Here is a 24,745-nt window from a genome sequence, read left to right as displayed (position 1 = left end):
CCACCCACCCGCTAGTGAGCGGACAACCAGTTTCAAGAGACAGACGGGGAAGTACACGTGAAAGTCTATTACGACGCCGACACCGATCGCAAGCTGATCGAGGAGCGCAACATCGTTATTGTCGGCTATGGCAGCCAGGGCCATGCCCATGCCCAGAACCTGCGCGACAGCGGCGCGGGCGAAGTGCGCGTGGCGCTGCGCGAAGGCTCGGCCACGGCGAAGAAGGCGGAGGCTGCCGGCTTCACCGTCATGTCGAATGCCGAGGCGGCGAAATGGGCCGACATCGTCATGGTCCTCGCGCCCGACGAATACCAGGCAGAGATCTGGAACAAGGATTTGCGCGACAACATGAAGCAGGGCGCCGCCCTCGCCTTCGCCCACGGCCTGAACGTCCATTTCGGCCTGATCGAGCCGCGCGAAGACCTCGACGTCATCATGATCGCGCCCAAGGGTCCGGGTCACACGGTTCGCAACGAATACGAACAGGGCCGCGGCGTCCCGGCGCTTGTCGCCGTCCACCAGGAAGGCTCGGGCAGCGGCGGCAACGGCTTCGCGCAATCACTCGCCCTCGCTTATGCGGGCGCAATGGGCGCCGGTCGTTCGGCCATCATCGAAACCACCTTCAAGGACGAATGCGAGACCGACCTGTTCGGCGAACAGGCGGTCCTGTGCGGCGGCATCAGCCACCTGATCCTGGCCGGCTTCGAAACGCTGGTAGAGGCCGGTTATCCGGAAGAAATGGCCTATTTCGAGTGTCTCCACGAGACCAAGCTGATCGTCGACCTGCTGTATGAAGGCGGCATCGCCAACATGCGCTATTCGATCAGCAACACGGCGGAATACGGCGACTACCACACCGGCCCGCGTGTCATCACCGACGAAACCAAGGCCGAGATGAAGCGCGTGCTGGAAGACATCCAGGCCGGTCGTTTCGTCCAGCGCTTCATGATGGACAACATGGTCGGCAACCCGGAAATGAAGGCGAGCCGCAAGCGTCAGGACGCGCATCCGATCGAGGAAGTGGGCACGCGCCTTCGCGCCATGATGCCGTGGATCGGCGACAACAAGCTGGTCGACAAGTCGAAGAACTGACCGGCCTTCATGGAACCTCCGGTAAGGCGGGCGCGTTGTTCCGCCAAAAACCGGAGGTTCCCATGAAAAAATTGCTTACCGCCCTTGCTGCAACGTCCGCCCTCGCCCTTGGCGCAGGGGTTTCCCTGAATGCGCAGGACGCGCCTGCCGAGATGCCGGGACAGGTGGATCTCAGCCGTGTGACCGCCGGGACCTATGCGACGGACCCCGCGCACACGCTGGTCGAATGGGAAGTCAGCCATTTCGGCTTCAACCCCTATGTCGGCCTGTTCGGTGATGCCGAAGGCACGCTGACTATCGATCCCGCCGATATCGCCGCGACGCAGCTCGACGTCAGTGTCCCGATCAATTCGCTCGCCGTCGTCAGCGAGGGTCTGCGCGATCACATGCTGCGTCCGGGCGAAGACGGTGCGGAGCCCGATTTCTTCGGTCCCGATGCCGGAATGGCCCGCTTCGTCGCGACCGATGTGCGCCGCGTCACCAATACCAGCGCGCTCGCCAGCGGCGACCTGACCATGAACGGCGTGACCCGCCCGCTGGCCATGCTGGTCGAATTCACCGGCGCCGGGACCAATCCGATGAGCGAAGCGGAGACCATCGGATTCACCGGCCACGCGACCATTACACGCTCCGAATACGGCATCGCCTATGCCGTCCCGATGGTGTCGGACGATGTGGAGCTGACGATCTCCGCCGCCTTCGAGAAGCAGGACTGACCCCGCTCGCCTGCAAACCCGAGCTTCGGCGGGCGCAAGGCAGTTGTGTCTTGCGCCCGCTTTCGTTTCGGGCGACAAGTACTGCCATGATCGGAAACGCATCGCTCCTGCTACGACTTACGCGCCCTTGGGCGTGAACTGACGCGTGCCTGACGGGCGCTGCGTCGCTCGCTCAAGGGACGAACGCACCGCCTTCCTCACAGCGCACCAGTCGAATACGCAGGACCTGCCATGCCGATGCTCAAGCAGCCTTCCACGAAATACAGTCCCTTCCCGCAAGTCGATCTGCCCGAACGCCAATGGCCTTCGCAGACCATCGACGCCCCGCCCCGCTGGCTGAGCACCGACCTGCGCGACGGCAACCAGTCGATCATCGATCCCATGGATGCGGTGAAGAAGAACCGTTTTTTCGACCTACTGGTGGAAATCGGGGTAAAGGAAATCGAGGTCGGCTTCCCCAGTGCAGGCGCGACCGAGTTCGACTTCATCTCCGGCCTCGTCAAATCCGGCCGCATACCGGACGATGTGCTGGTCCAGGTGCTGACGCAAAGCCGTGAGGAGCTGATCCGCACCAGTTTCGAAAGCCTGACCGGCGCGAACGCGGCCATCGTCCATCTGTACAATGCCGTCAGCCCCGCATGGCGCGAAATCGTCTTCGGCATGACGCGGGACCAGGTGCGCGAGATCGCTATCGCCGGGGCCAAGGTGATGCGCGACGAGGCAGGCAAGCGTCCCGACACCGACTGGCATTTCCAGTACAGCCCGGAGACGTTCTCGACCGCGGAAATCGACTTCAGCCTCGAGGTGTGTTCGTCGGTGATGGACGTGCTCGCGCCGACGCCGGATCATCCCATCATCTTCAACCTGCCCGCCACGGTCGAGGCGGCGACACCCAATATCTACGCCGACCAGATCGAGTATTTCGCAAGGAACATTCCCAATCGCGAAAGCGTGGTCATCTCGCTCCACACCCATAACGACCGCGGAACCGGCGTGGCCGCGGCAGAGCTTGGCCTGATGGCGGGCGCGGACCGGGTGGAAGGCTGCCTGTTCGGGAATGGAGAGCGGACGGGCAATTGCTGCCTCGTGACGATGGCGCTGAACATGTACACGCAGGGCGTCGATCCGCAGCTCGATTTCTCGGACATCGACCGCGTGATCGAGACGGTGGAATACTGCAACCAGCTGCCCGTCCACGAACGTCACCCCTATGGCGGCGAACTGGTCTACACCGCCTTTTCCGGCAGCCACCAAGACGCGATCAAGAAAGGATTCGCGGCCCACGAAACGCAGAACGACCAGCGTTGGCGCGTCCCGTACCTCCCCATCGATCCGGCCGACCTGGGCCGCAATTACGAAGCCGTCATCCGCGTCAATTCGCAATCCGGCAAGGGCGGCTTTGCTTGGGTTCTGGAACAGGACCAGGGCCTGAAACTGCCCAAGAAGATGCAGGCGCATTTCAGCCCGTTCGTGCAGGACATGGCCGACAGGCTCGGCCGCGAACTCAATGCGGACGACATCTGGCAGACCTTCCGCGCGGCCTATCACGTGCAGACCCATCCCAAGCATTTCCAGCTCGTCGATTACGAGGAAAACCGCGCAGCGGACGGGACGCGCCTGTTTGCGGGCACGATCGCGGTCGAAGGACAGGAACAGACCGTCAGCGGCCGTGGGAACGGCCTCATCTCCAGCGTCCTGACCACGCTGGAAGAAAGCTTCGGACTGGAACTGGAGATTGTCGACTATACGGAGCACGCGCTCGGTTCCGGCCGCGATGCCCGTGCGGCAGCCTATCTCGAATGCCGGACGCCCGATGGCCGGACGATCTGGGGCGTGGGCATTGACGAAGACGTCGCCACCGCCAGCGTTCGCGCCGTGCTGAGCGCCGCCAATTCGGCGATCTAGGGTTAGCGCAATTGCATTTTCCTACACGCGGCATCCGCGCTAACACTGCTTCGGGCGTCTTTGTCCCGATACGCCTGTAGGAAATAATCGTGCGCCGCGCCCCTTTTCGGCCTGGACTTGAAAAAGGGCCGCAAGCCATTGGGGATGCTCGGCAATCGGGCGAAAAGGAGAGGGATGACACGTGCCACTCCTGTCACCCGGATCCTTTGACAAGGCCCCGGGCATACCGCCATACCGAAAGCGGGAAATGAGAGAGGCCATGACAGAAACGATACTCGACCCGGACCTGCCGATTATCGATCCGCACCACCATCTGTGGGACCTGCGCCCGATGGTACCGGCCTTCCCCGATCCTCAGCACCCCTTCATCGCTGCCATCGCGCAGAAACCGTATTACAATTTCGACGCGCTGAAGGCCGACACCGACACCGGCCACAACGTCATCGCCACGGTCTTCATGGAATGCGGCGCCTTCTATGACCTCGACCGGGACGAGGACATGAAGGTCGTGGGCGAGGTCGAATATGTGAACGGCGTCGCGGCGCAGGCGGCGAGCGGTCTCTACGGCGATTACCGCGCCTGTGCAGGCATTGTCGGCCATGCCAACATGATGCTGGGCGACCGGGCCGCACCGGTTCTGGAGGCTCTGGTCGCAGCCGGCAACGGCCGGTTCAAGGGCATCCGCCACCAGGGCGCCTGGGATGCCGATCCCGAAGTCCTCGGCCCTCCCTTCCACGCGCCGGAAGGCCTCTATCGCAGCGCCAGTTTCCGGGAAGGGTTCGCGCATCTCGGCAAGATGGGCCTGACCTTCGATGCCTGGGTTCTCGAGCCGCAACTGGGCGATGTCATCGATCTCGCCCGCGCCTTTCCCGATCAGCCCATCTGCCTCGACCATTGCGGCACGCCGCTGGGCATAGCGTCGTACAAGGGAAAGCTAGGGGACCGGTTCGATACGTGGCGCAGCGCCATCCGCGAGCTGGCCGGGTGCGGGAATGTCCACGTCAAGCTTGGCGGGCTGGCAATGGCGTTCTGCGGCCAGCCGGACGAAGGGCCGGGCGCGGGCGTGGACAGCGAAACGCTGGCCGCGATGTGGCGCCCCTATATCGAGACCTGCATCGAGGCCTTCGGGCCGCAGCGCGCCATGTTCGAAAGCAATTACCCGGTCGATTGCTGGGGCGCGACCTACCCGGTGCTGTGGAACGCCTTCAAACGGCTGGCCTCGGGTGAGAGCGACGAAGAAAAGGCAGCGCTGTTCAGTGGCACGGCTGCGCGGTTCTACGACATGGAGCACGTCCTGCCGGTGCAGTAGGCATGCGCTGATCGCCGGTGACGCTACGGCTTGCTGCCCCGGCAGCCAGCCACCGGCCAGTGGGACAAAAGCCCCCCTCGACTCGCGCGAAACCGCGCAATATGCGCTTGATCCAGACGACAGTGATCCGGAGAGTATACGATGTCCCTGCCCGCACCTTTCGACCGCATGCGCCTGCCCGTCATCGGGTCGCCCCTGTTCATCGTGTCGGGACCGGAACTGGTCATCGCGCAGTGCAAGGCGGGCATTGTCGGCAGCTTTCCTGCGCTGAACGCCCGCCCGCAATCGCTGCTGGACGAGTGGCTGCACCAGATCACGGAAGAACTGGCGAAGCACAACCGCGAAAACCCGGACAGGCCCGCCGCGCCGTTCGCCGTTAACCAGATCGTCCACAAGTCCAACGACCGCGTCGAAGCCGACATGAGGACGTGCGAGAAATGGCAGGTCCCGATGGTCATCACCTCGCTCGGTGCGCGTGAGGAGATATTCCAGGCGGTGAAGAACTGGGGCGGGATCACCATGCACGACGTGATCAACAACCGCTTTGCGCACAAGGCGATCGAGAAAGGGGCGACCGGCCTCATCCCCGTGGCAGCGGGGGCAGGCGGCCATGCGGGCGCGTTGTCGCCCTTCGCTCTGATGCAGGAGATCCGCGAATGGTTCGACGGGCTGATCGCCCTTTCCGGCTCCATCGCGCATGGCCGGTCCATCCTCGCGGCGCAGGCGCTTTCGGCGGACTTCGCCTATATCGGCAGCGCCTTCATCGCGACCGAGGAAGCCAATGCCGACCACGGCTACAAGCAGGGCATCGTCGACGGCAGCAGCGAAGGTATCGTCTACACCAACCTGTTTACCGGCGTGCACGGCAATTACCTGCGCTCAAGCATCGAAGCGGCGGGGCTCGATCCCGACAACCTCCCGACGAGCGATCCGAGCAAGATGAATTTCGGCAGCGGCGGCAACACGAAGGCCAAGGCCTGGAAAGACATCTGGGGGTCAGGCCAGGGCGTCGGCGCGGTGAAGAATGTCGGCACGGTTGCCGACATGGTCGACCGGCTGGAAGCCGAATACAACGCCGCCCGAGAGGCGCTCGGCCAGGCTGCAGGGAGCTGAGCAGGCACCCGTTTATCGCAGGAATGCGCGGACGAAACGCCCGTTTGGCGACGCCTCCAGTCGCAGATTGCGCCCGTCGGGTGTCGAGAAATCCTGCGGATCTGACAGCGGACCCATGGCGATGAGCTGCCCCGCGATCCGCATGGCGAGGCGTCCTGCATCGGGGATCGCCTCGGCTGCGTCCGGCTCGATCCGCAATTCCTGATCGGTAAAAAGGGAGAGGCCGACGCTGGAGAGCCCTTCGTCGAGATCCTTGCGGAACGTCACGAACAATTCTACCGGCAAAGCCTCGCCGGCGTCCCATCGTTCGAATAGGTCTGCGAAATGCGCGGGGACGACCGTGTTTCTGGCTGTCGACCAACTAAATCCCTCCAGAACCGGGAACTGGCGGCCAAGAGCGATGGCAGCCCTGCACTGCCCCTTCAATACGGCAGGCGTTCGCGCCCCGGTTTCCAGATGCGGTCCGGCGACAAGGCCGATCGTCTCGTAACGCTTGCCCATCCCGCCCGGCGCAAAACTGCCGGTCGACCGGTCCTGCCAACTCTCATCGGCGCTGCGCGTACTGCCGGTGACTTCGAAAGAAAGGCCTCGCGAGACGAGTTCAAGCGTACCGCCCTCACCCCCGTCGATCGCCAATCCCAGATCCTCGGCTGCCTCTATGGCGCGCAAAATTGCCGACCGGCCCGGGCCCAGGCCAACCGGAAACAGCAGGTTCAGAGCAGGATTGGCCGTGCCGCGATCCGCGGCGCCTCCACCATGTGCGATTTCGAAGTCTCCGTGAACAAACGACAAATCATTGCCTTGTCTCAAGGAATTGGTCGAGTCCTCGGCGCGAAACTGTATCCGGTTCGGACGCATTTTTCAGAAGATCCCCTGCCGCAATCCTTCGGCGAGTGCCTCGCCAAGTTCGCGGCATTTGCGCAATTCTTCGCAGGCCACGGTTTTCTCGGCCAGAATCTCGTCAGGTGTCTGTGCAGATGTATTCACGATCATGGGCTCCGCCACGCGCTTCAACCGCCACCCCTTCGCAATCCGGTCGATCTGCCGCTGGGCCCCCTCACCATCCGAACCGGCGGCAATGGCGGTTGCAAACGGTCGGCCTTCGATCCGCCCCAGGACGGGGTAGTAGCATCGGTCGAACATCTCCTTCATCATGCCCGACATCGTCGCAAGGTTTTCCGGGCAGACGAACAGGTAGGCCCCGCTCGCCATGAAATGCTCCGACTCGATTTCGGGAGCGGGCATGAGGATCGCCATGTCTCCCGCACCCTCTGCCGCCGCGGTTGCCATCGCACGGGCAGTCCCTGTCCGGCTGTGCCAGGCAATCAGCAAGGTCGTGCTCGTTTCCATCCCCGCGAGGAGTGCCGCGCCAGACTGTCTAAAGTCAATCGCCCCCGCATTTCGCGTACCGCCTATTTAGGTTAAGAGAACAGCATGGCTTCAAGTGCAATTTCGGCTGTCTGCGGTGTCGAGCGGTCCCTGGCGGGGCGGCGGTGGCGCTGGCGGGGCGGCAATATGGACATGATGGGCGGCGGCGCGCCAGGCACCCTGCAGGACGACATCACGACCCAGCTTCTGCTGGCCCGCGGGGTCGACCGCTCGGATATAGAGCGGCATCGCCAGCCTACCCTGCGCGGCTTCCTGCCCGACCCCTCCCAATTCCGGGACATGGACACGGCAGTGGAACGCGTCGCGCAGGCGATCATCTCCGGCGAGACGGTTACCATCTATGGCGACTACGATGTCGATGGTGCCACCAGCGCGGCCCTCCTGATCCGGCTGATGCGGATGCTGGATGCAGAGGCGCAGTATTACATCCCCGACCGCCTGCTCGAAGGGTACGGGCCGAGCGGAGAGGCCCTGGTCAAGCTCGGCGAGAGTGGCTCCAGCCTGATCGTGACCGTCGATTGCGGAGCAATGGCGTTCGACGCGCTGCAGCAGGCGCGGGACGCAGGGATCGACGTGATCGTGGTCGATCATCACAAATGCGCTGCCGAACTTCCCAAGGCCGTCGCTCTGGTCAATCCGAACCGCCTCGACGAAAACGACCTTGCTGCCTCGCACGGTCATCTTGCCGCAGTCGGCGTCGCTTTTCTCCTCGCCATTGCCGTGGTCAGGACCCTGCGCGAACGCGGATATTTCGAAAGCCGGAAGGAACCGGACCTGCGTGCCCTGCTCGATCTTGTTGCGCTCGGCACGGTGGCGGATGTCGCGGCGTTGCACGGGCTGAACCGCGCCTTCGTCGCCCAGGGCCTCAAGGTCATGGCGAAGCGCGACAATATTGGCATGTCAGCGCTGATCGATGCCAGCAGGCTGAAACGCGCCCCGCAATGCAGCGATCTCGGTTTTGCGCTGGGGCCGCGAATCAATGCGGGGGGACGCGTCGGTGAATCGACCCTCGGTGTCCGGCTGCTGACCACGGAAAATCCGGACGAGGCGCGGCAGATTGCCGAGCAATTATCGGCCCTCAACGAAGATCGCCGAGCGATCGAGGCGGAGGTGCAGGAAGCGGCAGAGCAGCAAGTCGCAAGCCAATACAACCGCGCAGTCCAGGTCGTCTTCGGTACCGGCTGGCATCCGGGTGTCATCGGTATCGTCGCCGGCCGGATCAAGGAAAAGACCGGCAAGCCGTCGCTCGTCATCGCGCTGGACGGCGAAACCGGCAAGGGATCGGGCCGCTCCATTCCGGGCGTCGACCTGGGAGCGGCAATTATCGCCGCGCGTGAACAGGGCTTGCTGGAGGCAGGCGGCGGCCACGCCATGGCGGCGGGCATGACGGTTTCCGCTTCCCGGCTCGAGGAATTCTCTGACTGGCTGGATGCGCGGCTGGCACGCGACGTCTCGCGCGCGAACGCGGAGCGGGAAATGATGCTGGACCTATCACTGGCTCCGCGCGGCCTGACCCCCGAACTGGTCGAGACACTGGACGGAGCCGGGCCATACGGCGTTGGCTGGCCGGGCCCCCGCGTCGCCGTCGGGCCGGTCCACCTCGTCAAGGCCGATGTCGTCGGCGCCGATCATCTGCGGCTGATTGCCGGCAGCGGTGACGGCGGGTCCCTCAAAGCTATCGCCTTCAGATCGGCCGAGACCGAATGGGGACAGGCATTGCTTCACGGTGCGAAAGGTCGCCGGCTTTGGCTCGCAGGCCGGGCGAAAATCGATGACTGGGGGCCGACACCGCGCGCGGAACTGCACCTCGAAGATGCAGCCTGGGCCGATTGAGACAGAATTTTCGACAGATATTCGCTTATCGGACCATTCTTCGCGAAATGAGGGTTGACCGACTCCCGGACCGCCCCTAAGTGCGCCTCTCGCCTCCGGGGCCAACCCGGCAATGGCCCCTTCGTCTAGCGGTTAGGACGCGGCCCTTTCACGGCTGAAACACGGGTTCGATTCCCGTAGGGGTCACCACCCGGAGGCGCATTTCCCCCTCTTTGGTGATGCGTACTCCGGTCGTTGATGCGACCTTCACCCATCCGTCATTTGTGTGCAATTGACATGGTAGCGCTGGCGCAGTCGCCCCTCGATAGCTAACGCCTTCATCGTGCCTGCCTCGGAAATCTTTTTCTGGCCAGCAATGGTCCTCGCCGCAGTGACGTCCGCCGCCATGGGGTTCGCCGGCTTGCCGATGCCCCTCGCCGTGCTTCTCTTCCTGATATGGGCGGGAACCGTCTGGTTCCTTACCCGTCCCCCGGAAAACCAGCTGGCGATGGAGGGCGCATCGGAGAACGCTTCGGCGACGGCTATTGCCGAAAGCATGTCGGCGATGATCGAGCATTCCGGCACGCCGCTGCTCCTGACCAAGGGATCGCGCATCGGTGTGGCGAACCGGGCAGCGCGGCACGTTCTGGGCGATCATATCCTCGGCCAGGACCCGCGGGTCGCGCTGCGGCATCCGCAAGCCATCGCGTTGATGGATTCGCCCACACATGGCGAGGCGATCGTCACGGGACTTCAGCGCAGGCGGGATATCTGGCGAATCAGCCGGCACGTGATCGACAGCGATTACGCGGTGATCGAATTGCTTAACCGCACCAGCGAAGCCGACATAGGACGCGCGCATACCGATTTCGTGGCCAATGCCAGCCATGAACTGCGCACCCCGCTCGCCTCGATCATAGGATATGTCGAGACTTTGCGGGAAGCGCCCGGCGAACTGGACATGCCCACGGCGACCAAGTTCCTTGACACCATCCAGCGCGAGGCCCGTCGCCTCCAGAATCTGGTCAACGACCTCATGTCCCTGTCCCGCATCGAGGCGGAGAAACACGAGCAGCCTGCGCGGCCCGTGGATTACTCCGCCCTCGTTGAACGGGCCGCAGGTGATGCAGCAGGCGTTGATCGCAAGGCACGCTTGGTCTTCGAGATCGACAAAGGCCTGAAGGTCGCCGGAGATACGCAGCAGCTCGAGCAGCTGGTGCGCAACATGGTCGACAACGCGCTGAAATACGGTGCGAAGGATGGTCCGGTCACGGTGAAGCTGGACAAGGGTCCGCACGGCAATGCGCGCCTTATTGTCAGCGATACTGGCGAGGGGATTGCACCGGAACACCTCCCGCATCTCACCCGCCGTTTCTATCGCACGGATCCCGGCCGGAGCCGCGCCTCTGGCGGAACCGGGCTCGGCCTAGCCATCGTCAAACATATCGTGGAGCGGCATCGCGGCCGGCTCGAGATAGAAAGCACCCTAGGCAAGGGAACCGACGTTATTGCCCGTATCCCTATGCTCGATGATCGGAAAGCTGTCGCCGAAAACACACAGCCGCCAAGCCTGTCACAGACATGAAATACAATGTTCCCAAAGAGGCGTGGAAACGCGCCGCACTTCCGGGTCTTGCCATTGTATGCCCGCGCGCACCTGCCTATGGGCGCGAAATTCCGAACGGATATAACGGGGTCTCATTGCTCTGATGTCGCCTGCATTACTCCTCTTCGTCGCGCTGGGCCTCGGCCTGGTCGGCTGGCTCGCAGGCCGTGCGAAGGCCTCCGCTTTCCAGAGCGTGAGCGCGACCCACCGCCCGGTGGCGCGGCCCAATTACCACGGCTGGTACGTGGCCCTCTGGGTTGGCGTTCCCCTGCTTGCCTTTGCCGCATTGTGGATCACCCTGATGCCGATGCTGGTTACCCAGTCCGTACTGGCGAGCGACGCGGCGGCGGTCCTGCCGGAATTCGGGTTCGTGCGCGACACGCTGATGGCAGAAGCCCGAGCGGTCGCAACGGGAGCCCAGGCCGCGGTATTCGATAGCCGCGCACAGGCGCTGGTCGAACCGTTCCGCAGCGCCATCCAGCGATATACCATCATAGGGCTGGTCCTGTCCCTCTGCATCGCCGTGATAACGGCGCTATGGTCTTATACGCGGATCAATCCGAACTTCACGGCACGCACGCGGGTGGAACGAGCCGTCATGGCCGTTCTCTTGATCGCCTCGCTCGTCGCGATCCTGACGACGTTCGGCATCCTCGCCAGCCTGGTGTTCGAGACGATACGCTTTTTCGGATTCGTCAGCCCGATCGACTTCCTGTTCGGAACCAGCTGGAACCCCGACCCGATGTCGAGCCCGGATGCCGACCAGGGCGACCGGTACGGCGCGATTCCGCTTTTCTGGGGCACGATCTTCATCGGTGCGATCATCGCAATGATCGTTGCCATCCCCCTCGGGCTGATGAGCGCAATCTACCTGACACAATATGCCGATCCGCGGCTGCGTGCGTGGCTCAAGCCGGCGCTCGAAGTTCTCGCCGGCGTTCCGACGGTGGTGTACGGCTACTTCGCTGCGTTGACGGTGGCCCCGTTCATCCGCGATCTGGCGCAGTCTGCGGGGATCGAGAACGCCTCCAGCGAAAGCGCGCTGGCCGCGGGCCTCGTCATGGGGGTGATGATCATCCCCTTCGTATCCTCCATGGCTGACGACAGCATTGCCGCCGTTCCAAGCGCGATGCGCGACGGCAGCCTGGCGATGGGCGCGACCCAGTCCGAAACCATCAAGAAGGTCCTCATTCCTGCAGCGCTCCCCGGCATCGTCGCCGGCATCATGCTCGCCATCAGCCGCGCTATCGGCGAGACGATGATCGTCGTCATGGCGGCGTCCACCGCAGCCAACCTGTCCGGCAATCCGCTCGAGGCGATGACTACGGTGACCGTCCAGATCGTCGCCATGCTGACGGGCGAAGGAAGCTTCGACCATCCCGCCACTCTCAGTGCCTTTGCTCTGGGGTTCGTCCTTTTCCTCGTCACGCTGGGGCTGAATTTCATCGCCCTGCGCGTCGTCAAACGGTTCCGTGAAGCGTATGAGTGACGCAGCCATTCCTTCCACGTCCCACCCTGCGAGCGATCGGCAAGCGGCTTTCGATGCGCGCCTGAAAAAGCGTTATGCAGCCGAAAAACGCTTCCGCCTGATCGGTTTGGGCGCCGTCCTTTTCTCGGTCGCCGTCCTGTGCGTGCTGCTCTTCACGATGCTGTATAACGGCATTGGCGGGTTCCAGCGTGCGGAACTTCGCATCCCTGTCGACTTTGCAGAGGCCGGCTTATCGGTCGATCCTGCAACCCTGGAACAGGGCGGTATTCAATCCCTCGAAACGCAAGGCCTGCCACAGATCATCGAATATTTCGGCGAGCAGGCGCTGGGCGAAGACGGTGCTGCCGAAATCAGCGGAGAGGCCTGGCGCGAACTCGCGACGCGGATCGTCGACGACCCCGACCTTGCGAAGGGCGAGCAGGATCTGTGGGTCCCCGCGACGGCCGGTCTGGCGCAGGGTCTCGAAGGAGAAGGCTCGCCGGAATTGCAGGCGCTTGCCAGCAGGCTGGAGGCGGAAGGATCGCTGGACAAGCGGATGGACCTCGGCTTCCTCAGCCGTTCGGACGCAACCGATCCGCAACTTGTGGGCATCTGGGCGGCACTCAAGGGGTCGATCCTGACCATGATCGTCACTCTCGCCCTGGCCTTCCCGATCGGGGTCCTGGCCGCACTTTATCTCGAGGAATATGCGCCCAAGAACCGCTGGACCGATATCATCGAGGTCTCGATCAACAACCTCGCAGCGGTGCCGTCGATCATCTTCGGTCTTCTCGGCCTCGCGGTCTTCCTGACCATATTTCCCAATATGCGGTCGGCTCCGCTGATCGGCGGCATGACGCTCGCGCTCATGACAATGCCGGTGATCGTCATTACCGGGCGCAACGCGATCAAGGCCGTGCCGCCATCCATCCGCGACGGTGCTCTGGCAGTGGGCGCATCGCCGGTGCAGGTCGTCTTCCATCACGTCCTGCCGCTTGCCCTTCCCGGCATCCTGACCGGCACCATCATCGGCATGGCCCGCGCGCTCGGCGAAACCGCGCCGCTGCTGATGATCGGCATGCGCGCCTTCGTCGCCAGCCCGCCGGACGGGTTCACCACGCCGGCGACCGTGCTTCCCGTTCAGATCTTCCTCTGGTCCGACGAAATCGATCGCGGTTTCGTGGAACGGACCAGCGCTGCTATCATAGTCCTGCTCATATTCCTGCTACTGATGAATGGCCTCGCCATCTATCTGCGCAACAAGTTCGAGAAAACCTGGTGACCGTCAGACACGAAAATACCGAAACCAGCGATCCCAAGATGCGGGCCCGGGACGTCGACGTCTATTACGGCGACAAACAGGCCATCGACGGCGTCACGATCGACATCCCTTCGCAATATGTGACCGCATTTATTGGCCCGTCGGGCTGCGGGAAGTCGACCTTCCTGCGTTCGCTCAACCGCATGAACGACACCATCCCCAGCGCGCGGGTCGATGGCGTGATCGAACTGGAGGGCGAAGACATCTACCGGTCTTCGATGGATGTCGTCCAACTGCGCGCGCGGGTCGGCATGGTTTTCCAGAAACCCAACCCGTTCCCGAAGTCGATCTACGACAACATCGCCTACGGCCCGAAGATCCACGGCCTTGCCGAGAGCAAGGACGAACTGGACGCCATCGTCGAGAAATCGCTCTCCCGCGCAGGGCTCTGGAACGAGGTGAAGGACCGCTTGGACGAATCCGGTACGGCGCTGTCCGGCGGGCAACAGCAGCGTCTGTGCATCGCGCGTGCCATCGCCGTCGATCCCGAAGTCATCCTCATGGACGAGCCCTGCTCGGCGCTCGACCCCATCGCGACAGCAAAGATCGAGGAACTGATCGACGAACTGACCGGGCGCTATGCCATCGTCATCGTCACGCATTCCATGCAGCAGGCGGCCCGTGTGTCGCAGCGCACCGCCTTCTTCCACCTCGGGAAGATGGTCGAATACGGTCCGACCGAAGCGATCTTCACCAATCCGATTGAGGAACGGACCAAGGATTACATTACGGGACGGTACGGCTGATGATGGATCACACAGTCAAGGCATTCGACGAGGACATCACGCGCCTGCGCGGGCTGATCGCCGAAATGGGCGGTCTGGCCGAAGTGGCCGTTCACGAATCGATCGACGCCATGGTGCGCGGCGACAAGGAACTGGGCGACGGCGTGGTCGCGCGGGACAAGAAGCTCGATGCCCTTGAAACGGAGGTGGACAAGCTCGCGGTCCGCATCATCGCCTTGCGCGCACCGCTGGCGGACGACCTTCGCGAGGTTATCGCCGCGCTCAAGATTGCCGGCGTGGTCGAGCGCATCGGCGACTATGCGAAGAACATTGCCAAGCGGATCGACAAGATCGAGGAACGCGGCAAGTTCGAACCGCTGACATTGTTGCCCGCGATGGCCGAACTGGCTGCCGAAATGGTCCACGATGTCCTGACGGCCTATGCCGCGCGCGACCCCGACCTCGCGCTGGAAGTGATCGCTGCCGACCAGAAGGTCGACGCATTCTACGACAGCATATTCCGCAATCTTGTCAGCCACATGGTAGAGAACCCGAAGACGATCTCGACCGCTGCGCAATTGCTGTTCGTGGCCAAGAATATCGAGAGGATCGGCGATCACGCCACCAATGTCGCCGAGATGGTCCATTTCGCGGCAACCGGGAATTACCCGCCGGACGACGACTAAAATCACCGATCCCCGTCCTTGATCGATCAGCCCAGGAACCCCCGCTCGTGACAAGTGCCAGCCTCCTCCTCGTCGAAGATGATCCGGCCCTGTCGGAATTGCTGGAATTCCGCTTCACTCGCGAAGGCTACCGGGTGCGTACGACCGCCGACGGCGACGAGGCGCTGTTGCTGGCCGAGGAAGACGTTCCGGACCTCGTCATACTCGACTGGATGATCGAAGGGACGAGTGGCATCGAGGTCTGCCGCCGCCTGCGCCGCGAGAAATCGACGGCGCATGTGCCCATCATCATGCTCACCGCGCGCGAGGCTGAGGACGACCGCATTCGGGGTCTCGATACCGGGGCGGACGATTACCTGACAAAGCCGTTTTCGCCGAGAGAGCTCTTGGCGCGCGTCTCGGCCGTGATGCGGCGCATCCGCCCGGCCCTCGCCGGCGAAGCGATCGAGGTCGGTGACATCAGGCTGGACCCTGTCGCACACAAGGTCGAGCGTGCGGGCAAGGAATTGCAGCTCGGGCCGACCGAGTACCGCCTGCTCAAATTCTTCATGGAAAGCCCGGACCGCGTATTCAGCCGGGGTCAGCTGCTGGACGGTGTCTGGGGGACTGGCAGCGATATCGAACTGCGCACGGTCGACGTTCATATCCGCCGGTTGAGAAAGGCTATCGAAATGGATGGTCTGAACGACCCGGTGCGAACCGTTCGCTCGGCAGGCTACGCTTTCCAGGCACGCTAGCGGCAGACCCCGCCAATCCTCCGCGGCGCGCGGTCGAAATGAAAGTGGTCGCGGTGGGCGGCATTATAGTCGGGTGAAAGCACGGTGCTGAAACCCGTGCACGCGGCATCGCGGACTTCGCGCAGGAAAGCGGCGCGCTCGCCTTCTCCGTCCCAATCCTGCAGCACGGAGACCCGGGTCCCGTCCTCGAGGACGAACCCGGCAATATCGACCGCATTCCCGGTTGCATGCTCGCTCCATGGTCCCTCGTCCCGTCCATAAAGACGGCGACAGCTATAAGCCCCGAAGTGCTCGATACGGGCCACGTCCTGACCGAACGCCGCGCGAGCTGCGGGCTGCACTCCGCGCTCCAGCCATAATTGCATGGCGATTGCCACGGGGCACGTCGTCGGCGGCGTCGGCGAGGCGTAGGGATATTCGCCCAGCAGGGTCCGGTCCTCCCTTCGGCAAGCTCCCTCGCCCACCGGTTCGAGCGCGGTAAAGGTGACCTCGCTACGCTCGAGCACTGCCCGGCACTGCGCGGGGTCATCTGTCAGCGCCGCAAGCTTGGTGTCGGTCGCCCAGCCCGGCGGGTCGCGAAGGTCCAGCGGGGCCCACGGATCGTGCTGCGGATTGTCCTGCAACCAAGCCTTGGCCCCGAGGCCGACAGCAAGCACGAGCAGGAGCGACAGGAACCGCCGGTCGAGTGCGAAGTCGCCGATCCTGCGGGAAATGCCCCAAGGCCCCTGTAATCTGCTCAATGAAAATCCCTCGACTTGGGAATGATCCGCACGTTTCGCGGATGGCCTCCATGATCACCGCATTCACGATTGCCTGCAGGTGGTGGTTCCCACGGTTCTACCGGCAGCGGCCTTTCTGCATCGGGTCCGGCATGGGGATCGTCCTTGCCTTCAGGCAGGTTGTCGCGGGGACCGAACTTCGCGGGAAGCGGCGAATTGACGTGATCCGCCCTGGCGACCGGAGCGTTCAGCATGTCGTCGGACAGCTGGTAAAGGCTTTGCGTCGCATCGGTCATGTGGTGGGCGATGACATGGATCACCTCGTCGTCATACTCTACCCGGCCCCGCACTTCCATCAGGCGGGCGCCCATCACGACCTTGCGCTGTTTCTCCTTGAGATCGGGCCAGACCACCAGGTTGATGACGCCGGTTTCGTCTTCCAGCGTAATGAAGCACACACCCTTTGCGCTGCCCGGTCGCTGACGGATCAGGACCACGCCCGCGACCTGCACCATGGAGCGAAACTTCCGGTCGCGCAGGTCGCATGCGCGCACGAAACCGCGTTCTGCGAGGCCCGCGCGCAGGAACGCCATCGGGTGCGCCTTCAGGCTGAGCCGCGTGGTCTGGTAATCCGCCACCACCTCCTCGCTCAGAGGCATTTGCGGCAAGCGGGTGATACGCTTCTCCGCCCCCTCGTCGCGCTCCTCTGCCGCCCGGAACAGGGGCAGGTCCGGCCCTGCAACCAGGCTGCGCGCATCCCACAGAGCCTGCCTGCGCGGCAGTCCGAGAGAGCCGAAGGCATCGGCACTGGCGAGCCGTTCGATATGGCCGGGCCCGGTCCCCGTCCGGTCCCGCAGGCTGCGAACATCGACATAGGCGCCGTTTTCCACGCGTTCTGCCACCAGTCCGGCGGCAATGTGTTCGGGCAGACCATCGATCTGCCGGAGACCTAGCCTCAGGCCGAGATGGGTGTCGAGGCGGCCGGTATCGCGCTCTTGTGGGTCGTCATGTCCGCTTCCGGCTCTTGCGACGGTTTCCAGCGTGCAGTCCCACTGGCTGCGGTTCACATCCGCCGGCAATATCTCGACCCCGTGTTCCGCCGCGTCGCGCACGATCTGGGCCGGGGCGTAGAACCCCATCGGCTGCGAATTCAGCAGCGCGCAGGCAAAGGCCGCCGGGAAATGGCATTTCAGCCAGCTCGAGACATAGACCAGATGCGCAAAGCTGGCCGCATGGCTTTCCGGAAAGCCGTATTCGCCGAACCCCCTGATCTGGTTGAAGCAGCGCTGCGCGAACTCCCGGTCGTAGCCGCGCAGGACCATCCTCTCGACCATCATGTCCTGCAATTCGTCGACCATCCCGCGGCTACGGAACGTCGCCATGGCCTTGCGCAGCCGGTTTGCTTCCTTCGAGGAAAATTGCGCCGCGTCGAGAGCGATCTTCATCGCCTGTTCCTGGAAAATGGGAACGCCCAGCGTACGTTCGAGAATGCTCGAAAGCTCGTCCGGCGGGCCGTGGTCTGGCGAAGGTGCCGGGATCTGTACCTGCTCCGCGCCCCGCCGCCGCTTGAGATAGGGATGCACCATGTCGCCCTGGATCGGTCCCGGCCGCACGATCGCCACCTGGATGACGAGGTCGTAGAATTCGCGCGGCCTCAACCGGGGCAGCATGTTCATCTGTGCCCGGCTCTCCACCTGGAACACGCCGAGGGAATCGCCCTTGCGCAGCATGGTGTAGGTTTCCGGATCCTCCCGCGGGACACTCGCCAGTTCCAGCGGTCTTTCGTGATGGTTTTCAAGCAGATCGAGGCATTTCCTGATGCAGGTCAGCATGCCCAGCGCGAGCACGTCGACCTTCAATATGCCTAGCGCCTCGATATCGTCTTTGTCCCATTCGATGAAACTGCGGTCCGGCATGGTGCCATTGCCGACCGGGACGGTCTTGGTCAGCGCCCCCTCGGTCAGGATGAAACCACCGACGTGCTGGGAAAGATGTCGCGGCATTCCAATCATTTGGCGAGTTAGCGCGAGAACCCGCTTCAGGTGCGGATCTTCCGCGTCCATGCCGGTTTCCGAGACATGGCCCTCGCCGATTTCCTTGCCCCATCCGCCCCAGACCGTCTTGGCCAGTGCCCCGGTGACATCTTCCGACAGCCCCATCGCCTTGCCCACCTCGCGGATGGCCATGCGCGGACGATAATGGATCACCGTCGCCGCCAGTCCGGCACGGTGTCGTCCATATTTGCGATAGAGATACTGGATAACCTCCTCGCGCCGTTCGTGTTCGAAATCGACATCGATATCGGGCGGCTCGTTCCGGTCTTCGGAGATGAAGCGGTCGAAGAGGAGCTGGTGATGCGCCGGATCGACGGACGTAATGCCGAGACAGAAACAGACGGCCGAATTCGCCGCGCTGCCCCGCCCCTGGCACAGGATCGGCGGATCGACCTTCTCGCGCGCGAAATCGACGATGTCTTTGATCGTCAGGAAGTAGCGGGCAAGATCCATCTTGCCGATCAGCGCCAGTTCCTTGTGCAGGGTTTCACGAACAGTTTCCGGCAAACCATTGGGATAGCGCCATTTTGCACCGTCCCACGTAGCCTGTTCGAGATAATCCTGGGGCTCCATCCCGCCGGGATAGATTTCCTCCGGATATTCGTATCGCAGTTCGTCGAGGCTGAAGCTGCAGGCATCCGCCACATCGCGCGCCGCCCTGATGGCATGGGGCCAGCGTTCGAACAGCTTCTCCATCACTTGCGGCAATTTGAGATACCGCTCCCCGTTTCCGTGCAAACGGTGCCCTGCCTGCGCCACGGTCGTCTTGTGGCGGATCGCGGTCATGACATCCTGCAACGGGCGCCTGTCCGCGGTTGCGTAATGAACGTCGTTGGTCGCCAGCAGGCCGAGCCCATGAGCCTTCGCCAAAGCATCGAGCCGGTCGATCCGCGCGACATCGTCACCAAGGTGAAGGTGGCTGGCGGCAAGATGTCGCAGCGTCGGCAACAGGCTGGCCAAATGCGGAAGAAGGTCCGGCAATGGACCGGAAAGAACACGCCCCTCTCGCCGGGCGGAGGCTGTGTCCGGCGCGGGACTTTCACCTGATGGCTGCGGAAAATCGACCACGTTGCTCGGCACTTCGATGGCCAGTTCGGCATCGAGATTGCGCGGCGGCAGGAGGATGAGTTGCACGCCCTGGGCATGCCGGGCCAGCATCGACAGGCTGATCGCGCATTCGCCCTTTTCCTGCCACCCGCCATCGAGCGTGCGCATGCGGCCGGCGCTGATCAACTGGCACAGCCGTCCATAGGCTGCGCGATCGGTCGGGTAGGCCAGGAAACCGAGACCTTCGACCGTTTCGATCCTGCATCCGATAACCGGTTGCAGCTTCAGCGTTTTCGCTTCTGTATGGAGGCGAACGACGCCGGCCATGGAATTGACGTCGGCAATCCCTATCGCATCATATCCCGCCGACCGTGCGCGCATGGCCAGATCGACGGCGTCCGATGCCCCGCGCAGGAAACTGAAGCAGGAAACAAGCCCCAGCTCGACAAAGGATGCGCGCGGTGGCGCGTCGATCAGGTCCGGATCGATCTCCAGAGTGCGTTTGTCGGGGGTGAGAGGCTGGTCGGGCATGGCATTCGATCAGCCCGCAAGTTCGTCCAACCGTTCCTTCACGGCGGCAAGGTCGGCATCGAACAGGCGCGCCTGTTCCTCGCGCGCTGCCCCGTCGAGACGGAGCAGGTAGGACGGATGCGCCGTGATCCACAATTCGCTGCCGTCTTCCATTGCAATGGGTTCGCCCCGCGCCCTGGAAATGCTGACCGTCTTGCCGAGCATCCCGCGCGCTGCACTTGCGCCCATCGCCAGCACCAGTTTTGGTTGCACGATCGCGCGCTCTGCCTCGTTCCACCAGCGACAGGTGTCGATCTCCTTCGCCCCCGGGCTCTGGTGGATCCGCCGCTTCCCGCGCTGGACATATTTGAAGTGCTTCACCGCGTTGGTGACATAGGCCGCACTGCGCCGGATACCCGCCTTCTCCAGATGCTGGTCCAGCAATTGTCCTGCGGGGCCGACAAAGGGCCGCCCGGCCATGTCCTCTTGATCGCCCGGTTGCTCCCCCACGATCATGAGAGCGGCGTCTTGCGGTCCTTCCCCCATGACGGCGGTGTTTTCGAGCGTGCCTATGGGGCATTTGCGGCAGGCATGGATGGCCTTGTCGATCGCCTCGAGCGTATCCGGCTTCTCCTCGAACTCCCCTGTGAATTTCGACGCCCCTGCATCGACCATCTGCGCCTCGCGTGTCTGCGCCCCGGCAATCAGCTCGGGAATGAGCGAAGCCTCGGGCAGGTTCTTCCAGTATTTCATCGGCATTTCGGACAGCATCGCCCCAACCTTCAAACGCGCCGGATTGAAGATCGACGCATAATACTTGCGCCACAGTTCCTCGACCGGATCGCCGCTGGGCGCATCCTCGCGCCGGGCGGGAGGGCCTTCCCGCATCGTATTGCCATCCCAGTGCAGCGTGCCCCTGGGCGTCAGGATCGACCATTTCATGTTGGCAAAGCGGCGGCGGAAGAAGCCGGCATTGGCGCGCACGATGTGATGATCGGGCTCGAACCAGGCGACATAGTGTTCGGCGCCGTCCTCATCCTCGACCTGCCGGAACCGGACGAAGGCATGCATCTTGTGACTGTCGCGCCGGACGTTCTTGTCCAGTTCTTCCAGCTTGCGAACATCGCTGTCGGCCTTGTCCTCCATGATCCGCGGATTGGTCTGGAGACGCCACAGCAAACGGTAGAGCAGCGCGAACCGGTCGGGATCGGAATGAAGCGACGCGTTCTTCGCCAATTGCTGGAAACGCTTGCTCGCCCGTACCTGCGGCGCATCGGCAGGCGGTGTCGGCAGCCTGGTATCGCCATGCGCGAAGAGATCGCCCGAACCGCCAGGCTCGACCCATGCCACCCGGTCGGGCGGCACATCGCACTGGACAAGGGCCCGCGCCTTTTCCCGCCAGAAATCGAAGTCGTCGGGCCGGGGAAGATGCACCACGTAATAGGTGCCGAGCTTCACGTGCTGGAGCGCCGTCATGCCGCGAACAGCTCCAGCTGCTCCTCACGCGGGGCCAAGAGGCGGCGCAGGTCCGCGCGGTCCGTCAGAGTGGTCGGGCGCCAATCGCAGGTCACGATGAACGGCCGCACCTTGCCGAGCGAGACGCACAGCTTCGCCACATCGTCGAGCCGCAGGGTACGATGACGTCGTGCCGCCAGTATGCGGTGCACGCCCTTCACACCCAGCCCCGGCACGCGCAGCAATTGCTCTTTCGTCGCGCGGTTCACATCGACCGGAAACCAATCACGAAATTTCAGCGCCCAGGCCAGCTTGGGATCGATATCGAGCGGCAGGTTCCCGTCGGCTTCCGTCGCCTGCATGATCTCGCCCGGCTTGTACTGGTAGAACCGCATCAGCCAGTCGGACTGGTAGAGCCGGTGCTCGCGGATCAGCGGCGGACGCTTGAGCGGCAGGACGGCGCTGGCATCGGGGATCGGGCTGAAGGCGCTGTAATACACCCGGCGCAGGCGGAAATTGTCGTACAGTCGGCTGGCCTTGCCCACGATATCCGCATCGCTTGCCGTATCCGCGCCGACGATCATCTGGGTCGACTGGCCGGCAGGCGCAAAGCGCGGCGCATGCTTGAAGCGTTTCCTCGCATCCTTCGCCTCGACGATCGACGACTTCATGCCGCCCATCGCTCCCTCGATCTGGCGCGCGTCCTTGTCCGGTGCGAGCCGGGTCAGTCCGCTATCGGTGGGCAATTCGACATTGATGGAAACGCGGTCGGCATAAAGACCCGCCTGGTGGACCAGTTCCGGATCCGCCTCGGGGATGGTCTTGAGGTGAATGTAACCGCGAAAATCGTATTCTTCCCGCAGGATACGCGCGGTTTCCACCAATTGCTCCATCGTGTGGTTCGAACTTTTCACGATGCCGGAGGAAAGGAACAGCCCTTCGATATAGTTGCGGCGGTAGAAACTCAGTGTGAGGTCGGCGACCTCCTGCGGTGTGAAACGCGCGCGGCGCACGTTCGAGCTCTTGCGATTGATGCAGTAATGGCAATCGAAGATGCAGTGATTGGTCAGTAGCACCTTGAGGAGGCTGATACACCGCCCGTCGGGCGCATAGGCATGGCAGATGCCCATACCTTCCGTAGAGCCGATACCCTTGCCCCCGATGCTGTTCTTCTTCGCCGTGCCGGACGACGCGCATGACGCATCGTACTTCGCCGCGTCGGCCAGGATTTCGAGTCGGTCGAGGATGGGCAGAACAGCCATGTGTTCCATATATGTTCTGGCAGGCCATCCTTCCACCCCTTTCCTTTTGATAAAAGATATCCCCTTGGAAACTTTCGGGAACAACCTCCCCCCTTGCCGCCTTCTTTCTGCAACGAGACTATTTCCGAGGAGACACCATGACGTATTTCACCACGCGCGACGGCACGAATATCCGGTACAAGGAACTGGGCGAAGGCCGTCCGGTCATCCTGATCCATGGCTGGCCGCTGTCGAGCGACAGCTGGGACCCGGTCATGATGGCAATGGCCGACAACGGCATGCGGGCCATCGCATATGACCGCCGCGGCTTCGGTCGCAGCGACCACGCGAAGACCGGTTATGATTACGATACGTTCAGCGACGACCTGGCCGATCTTATTGCTCACCTCGGCCTTGGGGACAATATCGGCCTGGCCGGCTTCTCCATGGGTGGCGGCGAGATCGCCCGCTATCTGAGCCGCCACGACGGCAAGGGAGTGAGCGCAGTCGCCCTCGTCAGTTCGGTCGTGCCGTACATGCTGAAGACGGATGGCAATCCCGACGGTGTGCCGCAATCGACCTTCGACGAGATGACCGAGGGGATGAAGACCGATTATCGCAATTTCTTCACGGGCTTCTTCCAAGACTTCTACGGCGATGGCATCCTGTCGAACAAGGTGAGCGACCAAGAGAAGCACTGGGCCTGGATGACCACGATGATGAGCGCCAAGTGGGCAACGATGCAGTCGGCCGCAGCATTCGCCACGACCGACTTCCGCCCCGACCTCGCCAGCTTCACCGTGCCGACGCTGGTGATCCATGGCACGAAGGACCAGACGGTGCCGATCGATGCCACCGGCCGCCAGGTGGCAGAAAAGGTCGAGGGTGCGACGCTGATCGAATATGACGGCCAGCCCCACGCCGTGTTCGCTACGCAGACACAGCGACTGAGCGACGACCTGGTCGACTTCTTCACCGCCAACTGACCGGATAGCGGACTCTACCAGGGGCGGGTTTCCGGTTTTTCGGGAACCCGCCCCTTGCCTGTGCGTAATCAAACCACGGACCGGGCCCCTCTGGCGAGCAGCAATGCTCGTGATGTCGGACGTAACGAACGGGGCCGGCAATCACTGACATTCGGCCCCAAGGTTAATCGCCGCCCGCGTCGCTGGCGCGTGCGGCAGGTCTTGGAGATTGAACGTTGAAAATTCTCACTACTCTTATCGGTACGGCCATGGCCGTCTCGCCCGTGGCAGTCATGGCCCAGACCGGCGGTCAGCCGGTTGGCACGGGACAAAATCTGCAGCCGACCGAGGCGCAGCTGCAGTGCATCACTGAACAGGAAGTGGTCGCCGCGCAGAAGGCGTGGGGCGAAGGTATCGTCAATATCGGCAAGGTCTATTCCGCTGGCGGCGACTACGAAAAGGCCGCAGCCGACCATATCAGCGAATTCTACGCGTATGATCAAAGCCTCGTCCTGTTCAAGCCGACGCTGGCGTCGATCGAACAGTTCCGGCCTTCTTTCGACGGGGCGCTGTCCTATTTCGTGGGCGGAAACCCGTCCTATCCGGAGGACAAGGGTTTTGCCATCACGCCATGGACGGATGTTCGCTGGCAGAATGCCGGGATCACCAACAACATCTGTCACATGGCCGTGGCGATGGGCAATTACTACTTCACGCCCGCTGACGGCGGCGACGAGGTGAAGGTGGAATACACCATCGGCTACATCCGCGATGCGGAAGGCGACCTGCGGATGACCGTGCACAAGTCGACCATCCCCTATAGCGGCGGCTAACGGCCTACGCGCCCGGAGACTGGGTCAAGACATGGGGCGCGC

At 63.0% G+C, this 24,745-nt stretch carries 19 protein-coding genes, 1 tRNA gene and 1 pseudogene; 15 read left to right on the top strand and 6 right to left on the bottom strand.

Annotated elements, in window-relative coordinates; translation table 11 throughout:
- Nucleotides 1-54: 54 nt before the first annotated feature.
- The 5 genes and pseudogenes from ilvC to ACGHJ7_RS01475 all read left to right on the top strand — a co-directional run.
- Nucleotides 55-1,092 (top strand): annotated as a pseudogene (gene ilvC, locus ACGHJ7_RS01495) (ketol-acid reductoisomerase); the annotation flags it as partial.
- 62 nt (nucleotides 1,093-1,154) lie between these two features.
- A complete protein-coding gene (locus ACGHJ7_RS01490) occupies nucleotides 1,155-1,808 on the top strand; it encodes a YceI family protein (protein ID WP_390473990.1) in 654 nt (217 codons plus the stop codon).
- Nucleotides 1,809-2,039: 231 nt separating this feature from the next.
- A complete protein-coding gene (gene leuA / locus ACGHJ7_RS01485) occupies nucleotides 2,040-3,713 on the top strand; it encodes a 2-isopropylmalate synthase (RefSeq protein WP_390473989.1) in 1,674 nt (557 codons plus the stop codon).
- 259 nt (nucleotides 3,714-3,972) lie between these two features.
- Complete coding sequence (locus ACGHJ7_RS01480) at nucleotides 3,973-5,022, top strand: amidohydrolase family protein (RefSeq protein WP_390473987.1); 1,050 nt, start codon at nucleotides 3,973-3,975, stop codon at nucleotides 5,020-5,022.
- 141 nt (nucleotides 5,023-5,163) lie between these two features.
- Nucleotides 5,164-6,135 carry an NAD(P)H-dependent flavin oxidoreductase gene (locus ACGHJ7_RS01475; protein WP_390473985.1) on the top strand — a complete coding sequence of 324 codons (972 nt, stop codon included), beginning with the start codon at nucleotides 5,164-5,166 and terminating at the stop codon, nucleotides 6,133-6,135.
- Between the two features lie 12 nt (nucleotides 6,136-6,147).
- Here ACGHJ7_RS01475 and ACGHJ7_RS01470 read toward each other — a convergent pair whose 3' ends face one another.
- Together ACGHJ7_RS01470 and ACGHJ7_RS01465 are read right to left on the bottom strand one after the other, a co-directional pair.
- Nucleotides 6,148-6,927 (bottom strand): hypothetical protein, encoded by a 780-nt coding sequence (locus ACGHJ7_RS01470; RefSeq protein WP_390473983.1) that lies wholly within the window; start codon nucleotides 6,925-6,927, stop codon nucleotides 6,148-6,150.
- A 69-nt stretch (nucleotides 6,928-6,996) separates the two neighbouring features.
- On the bottom strand, nucleotides 6,997-7,485 hold the full coding sequence (locus tag ACGHJ7_RS01465; RefSeq protein ID WP_390473981.1) for a flavodoxin family protein: 489 nt from the start codon (nucleotides 7,483-7,485) through the stop codon (nucleotides 6,997-6,999).
- A gap of 84 nt (nucleotides 7,486-7,569) precedes the next feature.
- Between ACGHJ7_RS01465 and recJ the strand changes: the two genes are divergently transcribed.
- The 8 genes from recJ to phoB all read left to right on the top strand — a co-directional run bounded on the left by recJ (nucleotide 7,570) and on the right by phoB (nucleotide 15,879).
- Nucleotides 7,570-9,357: a single-stranded-DNA-specific exonuclease RecJ gene (gene recJ / locus ACGHJ7_RS01460; protein WP_390473980.1), complete on the top strand. Its 1,788-nt coding sequence runs from the start codon at nucleotides 7,570-7,572 to the stop codon at nucleotides 9,355-9,357.
- Nucleotides 9,358-9,471: 114 nt separating this feature from the next.
- A tRNA-Glu gene (locus tag ACGHJ7_RS01455) sits at nucleotides 9,472-9,546 on the top strand.
- Nucleotides 9,547-9,679: 133 nt separating this feature from the next.
- The gene (locus ACGHJ7_RS01450; protein WP_390473978.1) at nucleotides 9,680-10,921 is read left to right on the top strand and encodes an ATP-binding protein; all 1,242 of its coding nucleotides are present in this window, start codon (nucleotides 9,680-9,682) and stop codon (nucleotides 10,919-10,921) included.
- Between the two features lie 124 nt (nucleotides 10,922-11,045).
- Nucleotides 11,046-12,431 carry a phosphate ABC transporter permease subunit PstC gene (pstC, locus tag ACGHJ7_RS01445; protein WP_390473977.1) on the top strand — a complete coding sequence of 462 codons (1,386 nt, stop codon included), beginning with the start codon at nucleotides 11,046-11,048 and terminating at the stop codon, nucleotides 12,429-12,431.
- Nucleotides 12,424-13,692 carry a phosphate ABC transporter permease PstA gene (pstA, locus tag ACGHJ7_RS01440; protein WP_390473976.1) on the top strand — a complete coding sequence of 423 codons (1,269 nt, stop codon included), beginning with the start codon at nucleotides 12,424-12,426 and terminating at the stop codon, nucleotides 13,690-13,692. Before pstC ends, pstA begins: the two co-directional genes overlap by 8 nt.
- 38 nt (nucleotides 13,693-13,730) lie before the next feature.
- A complete protein-coding gene (gene pstB, locus ACGHJ7_RS01435; protein WP_390474097.1) occupies nucleotides 13,731-14,477 on the top strand; it encodes a phosphate ABC transporter ATP-binding protein PstB in 747 nt (248 codons plus the stop codon).
- On the top strand, nucleotides 14,477-15,142 hold the full coding sequence (gene phoU / locus ACGHJ7_RS01430; protein ID WP_390473974.1) for a phosphate signaling complex protein PhoU: 666 nt from the start codon (nucleotides 14,477-14,479) through the stop codon (nucleotides 15,140-15,142). The genes pstB and phoU overlap by 1 nt, the downstream gene beginning before the upstream one ends.
- A 47-nt stretch (nucleotides 15,143-15,189) precedes the next feature.
- Complete coding sequence (gene phoB / locus ACGHJ7_RS01425; protein WP_390473972.1) at nucleotides 15,190-15,879, top strand: phosphate regulon transcriptional regulator PhoB; 690 nt, start codon at nucleotides 15,190-15,192, stop codon at nucleotides 15,877-15,879.
- On the opposite strand, the gene ACGHJ7_RS01420 is transcribed toward phoB, so the two are convergent.
- Genes ACGHJ7_RS01420 through ACGHJ7_RS01405 form a run of 4 tightly spaced genes read right to left on the bottom strand, consistent with a single transcriptional unit; the run spans nucleotide 15,876 to nucleotide 22,926 of the window.
- A complete protein-coding gene (locus tag ACGHJ7_RS01420) occupies nucleotides 15,876-16,619 on the bottom strand; it encodes an extensin family protein (protein WP_390473971.1) in 744 nt (247 codons plus the stop codon). The two genes, phoB and ACGHJ7_RS01420, sit on opposite strands and share 4 nt — an antisense overlap.
- Nucleotides 16,616-20,230: an error-prone DNA polymerase gene (locus tag ACGHJ7_RS01415; protein WP_390473969.1), complete on the bottom strand. Its 3,615-nt coding sequence runs from the start codon at nucleotides 20,228-20,230 to the stop codon at nucleotides 16,616-16,618. Before ACGHJ7_RS01415 ends, ACGHJ7_RS01420 begins: the two co-directional genes overlap by 4 nt.
- A 9-nt stretch (nucleotides 20,231-20,239) precedes the next feature.
- Nucleotides 20,240-21,685 carry a UdgX family uracil-DNA binding protein gene (locus ACGHJ7_RS01410; RefSeq protein WP_390473967.1) on the bottom strand — a complete coding sequence of 482 codons (1,446 nt, stop codon included), beginning with the start codon at nucleotides 21,683-21,685 and terminating at the stop codon, nucleotides 20,240-20,242.
- Complete coding sequence (locus ACGHJ7_RS01405) at nucleotides 21,682-22,926, bottom strand: putative DNA modification/repair radical SAM protein (protein WP_390473965.1); 1,245 nt, start codon at nucleotides 22,924-22,926, stop codon at nucleotides 21,682-21,684. Before ACGHJ7_RS01405 ends, ACGHJ7_RS01410 begins: the two co-directional genes overlap by 4 nt.
- A gap of 137 nt (nucleotides 22,927-23,063) precedes the next feature.
- Between ACGHJ7_RS01405 and ACGHJ7_RS01400 the strand changes: the two genes are divergently transcribed.
- Both ACGHJ7_RS01400 and ACGHJ7_RS01395 read left to right on the top strand, forming a co-directional pair.
- On the top strand, nucleotides 23,064-23,891 hold the full coding sequence (locus tag ACGHJ7_RS01400; RefSeq protein ID WP_390473963.1) for an alpha/beta fold hydrolase: 828 nt from the start codon (nucleotides 23,064-23,066) through the stop codon (nucleotides 23,889-23,891).
- Between the two features lie 215 nt (nucleotides 23,892-24,106).
- Nucleotides 24,107-24,703: a phosphoribosyl-AMP cyclohydrolase gene (locus ACGHJ7_RS01395; protein ID WP_390473961.1), complete on the top strand. Its 597-nt coding sequence runs from the start codon at nucleotides 24,107-24,109 to the stop codon at nucleotides 24,701-24,703.
- Nucleotides 24,704-24,745: the final 42 nt, after the last annotated feature.

Origin of the sequence: Altererythrobacter sp. MTPC7, assembly GCF_042851395.1 — a bacterium.
In the GTDB taxonomy this organism is placed as follows: Bacteria; Pseudomonadota; Alphaproteobacteria; order Sphingomonadales; family Sphingomonadaceae; genus CAJXSN01.
This window is presented reverse-complemented; position numbering and strand designations above follow the sequence as displayed.

Excerpts from the sequence above, each read along its gene's own strand:
- ACGHJ7_RS01490 (WP_390473990.1), top strand. The coding sequence starts at position 1,155 with ATGAAAAAATTGCTTACCGCCCTTGCTGCAACGTCCGCCCTCGCCCTT.
- leuA (WP_390473989.1), top strand. The coding sequence starts at position 2,040 with ATGCCGATGCTCAAGCAGCCTTCCACGAAATACAGTCCCTTCCCGCAA.
- ACGHJ7_RS01480 (WP_390473987.1), top strand. The coding sequence starts at position 3,973 with ATGACAGAAACGATACTCGACCCGGACCTGCCGATTATCGATCCGCAC.
- ACGHJ7_RS01475 (WP_390473985.1), top strand. The coding sequence starts at position 5,164 with ATGTCCCTGCCCGCACCTTTCGACCGCATGCGCCTGCCCGTCATCGGG.
- ACGHJ7_RS01465 (WP_390473981.1), bottom strand. The coding sequence starts at position 7,485 with ATGGAAACGAGCACGACCTTGCTGATTGCCTGGCACAGCCGGACAGGG.
- recJ (WP_390473980.1), top strand. The coding sequence starts at position 7,570 with ATGGCTTCAAGTGCAATTTCGGCTGTCTGCGGTGTCGAGCGGTCCCTG.
- pstC (WP_390473977.1), top strand. The coding sequence starts at position 11,046 with ATGTCGCCTGCATTACTCCTCTTCGTCGCGCTGGGCCTCGGCCTGGTC.
- pstA (WP_390473976.1), top strand. The coding sequence starts at position 12,424 with ATGAGTGACGCAGCCATTCCTTCCACGTCCCACCCTGCGAGCGATCGG.
- pstB (WP_390474097.1), top strand. The coding sequence starts at position 13,731 with ATGCGGGCCCGGGACGTCGACGTCTATTACGGCGACAAACAGGCCATC.
- phoU (WP_390473974.1), top strand. The coding sequence starts at position 14,477 with ATGATGGATCACACAGTCAAGGCATTCGACGAGGACATCACGCGCCTG.
- ACGHJ7_RS01415 (WP_390473969.1), bottom strand. The coding sequence starts at position 20,230 with ATGCCCGACCAGCCTCTCACCCCCGACAAACGCACTCTGGAGATCGAT.
- ACGHJ7_RS01410 (WP_390473967.1), bottom strand. The coding sequence starts at position 21,685 with ATGACGGCGCTCCAGCACGTGAAGCTCGGCACCTATTACGTGGTGCAT.
- ACGHJ7_RS01405 (WP_390473965.1), bottom strand. The coding sequence starts at position 22,926 with ATGGCTGTTCTGCCCATCCTCGACCGACTCGAAATCCTGGCCGACGCG.
- ACGHJ7_RS01400 (WP_390473963.1), top strand. The coding sequence starts at position 23,064 with ATGACGTATTTCACCACGCGCGACGGCACGAATATCCGGTACAAGGAA.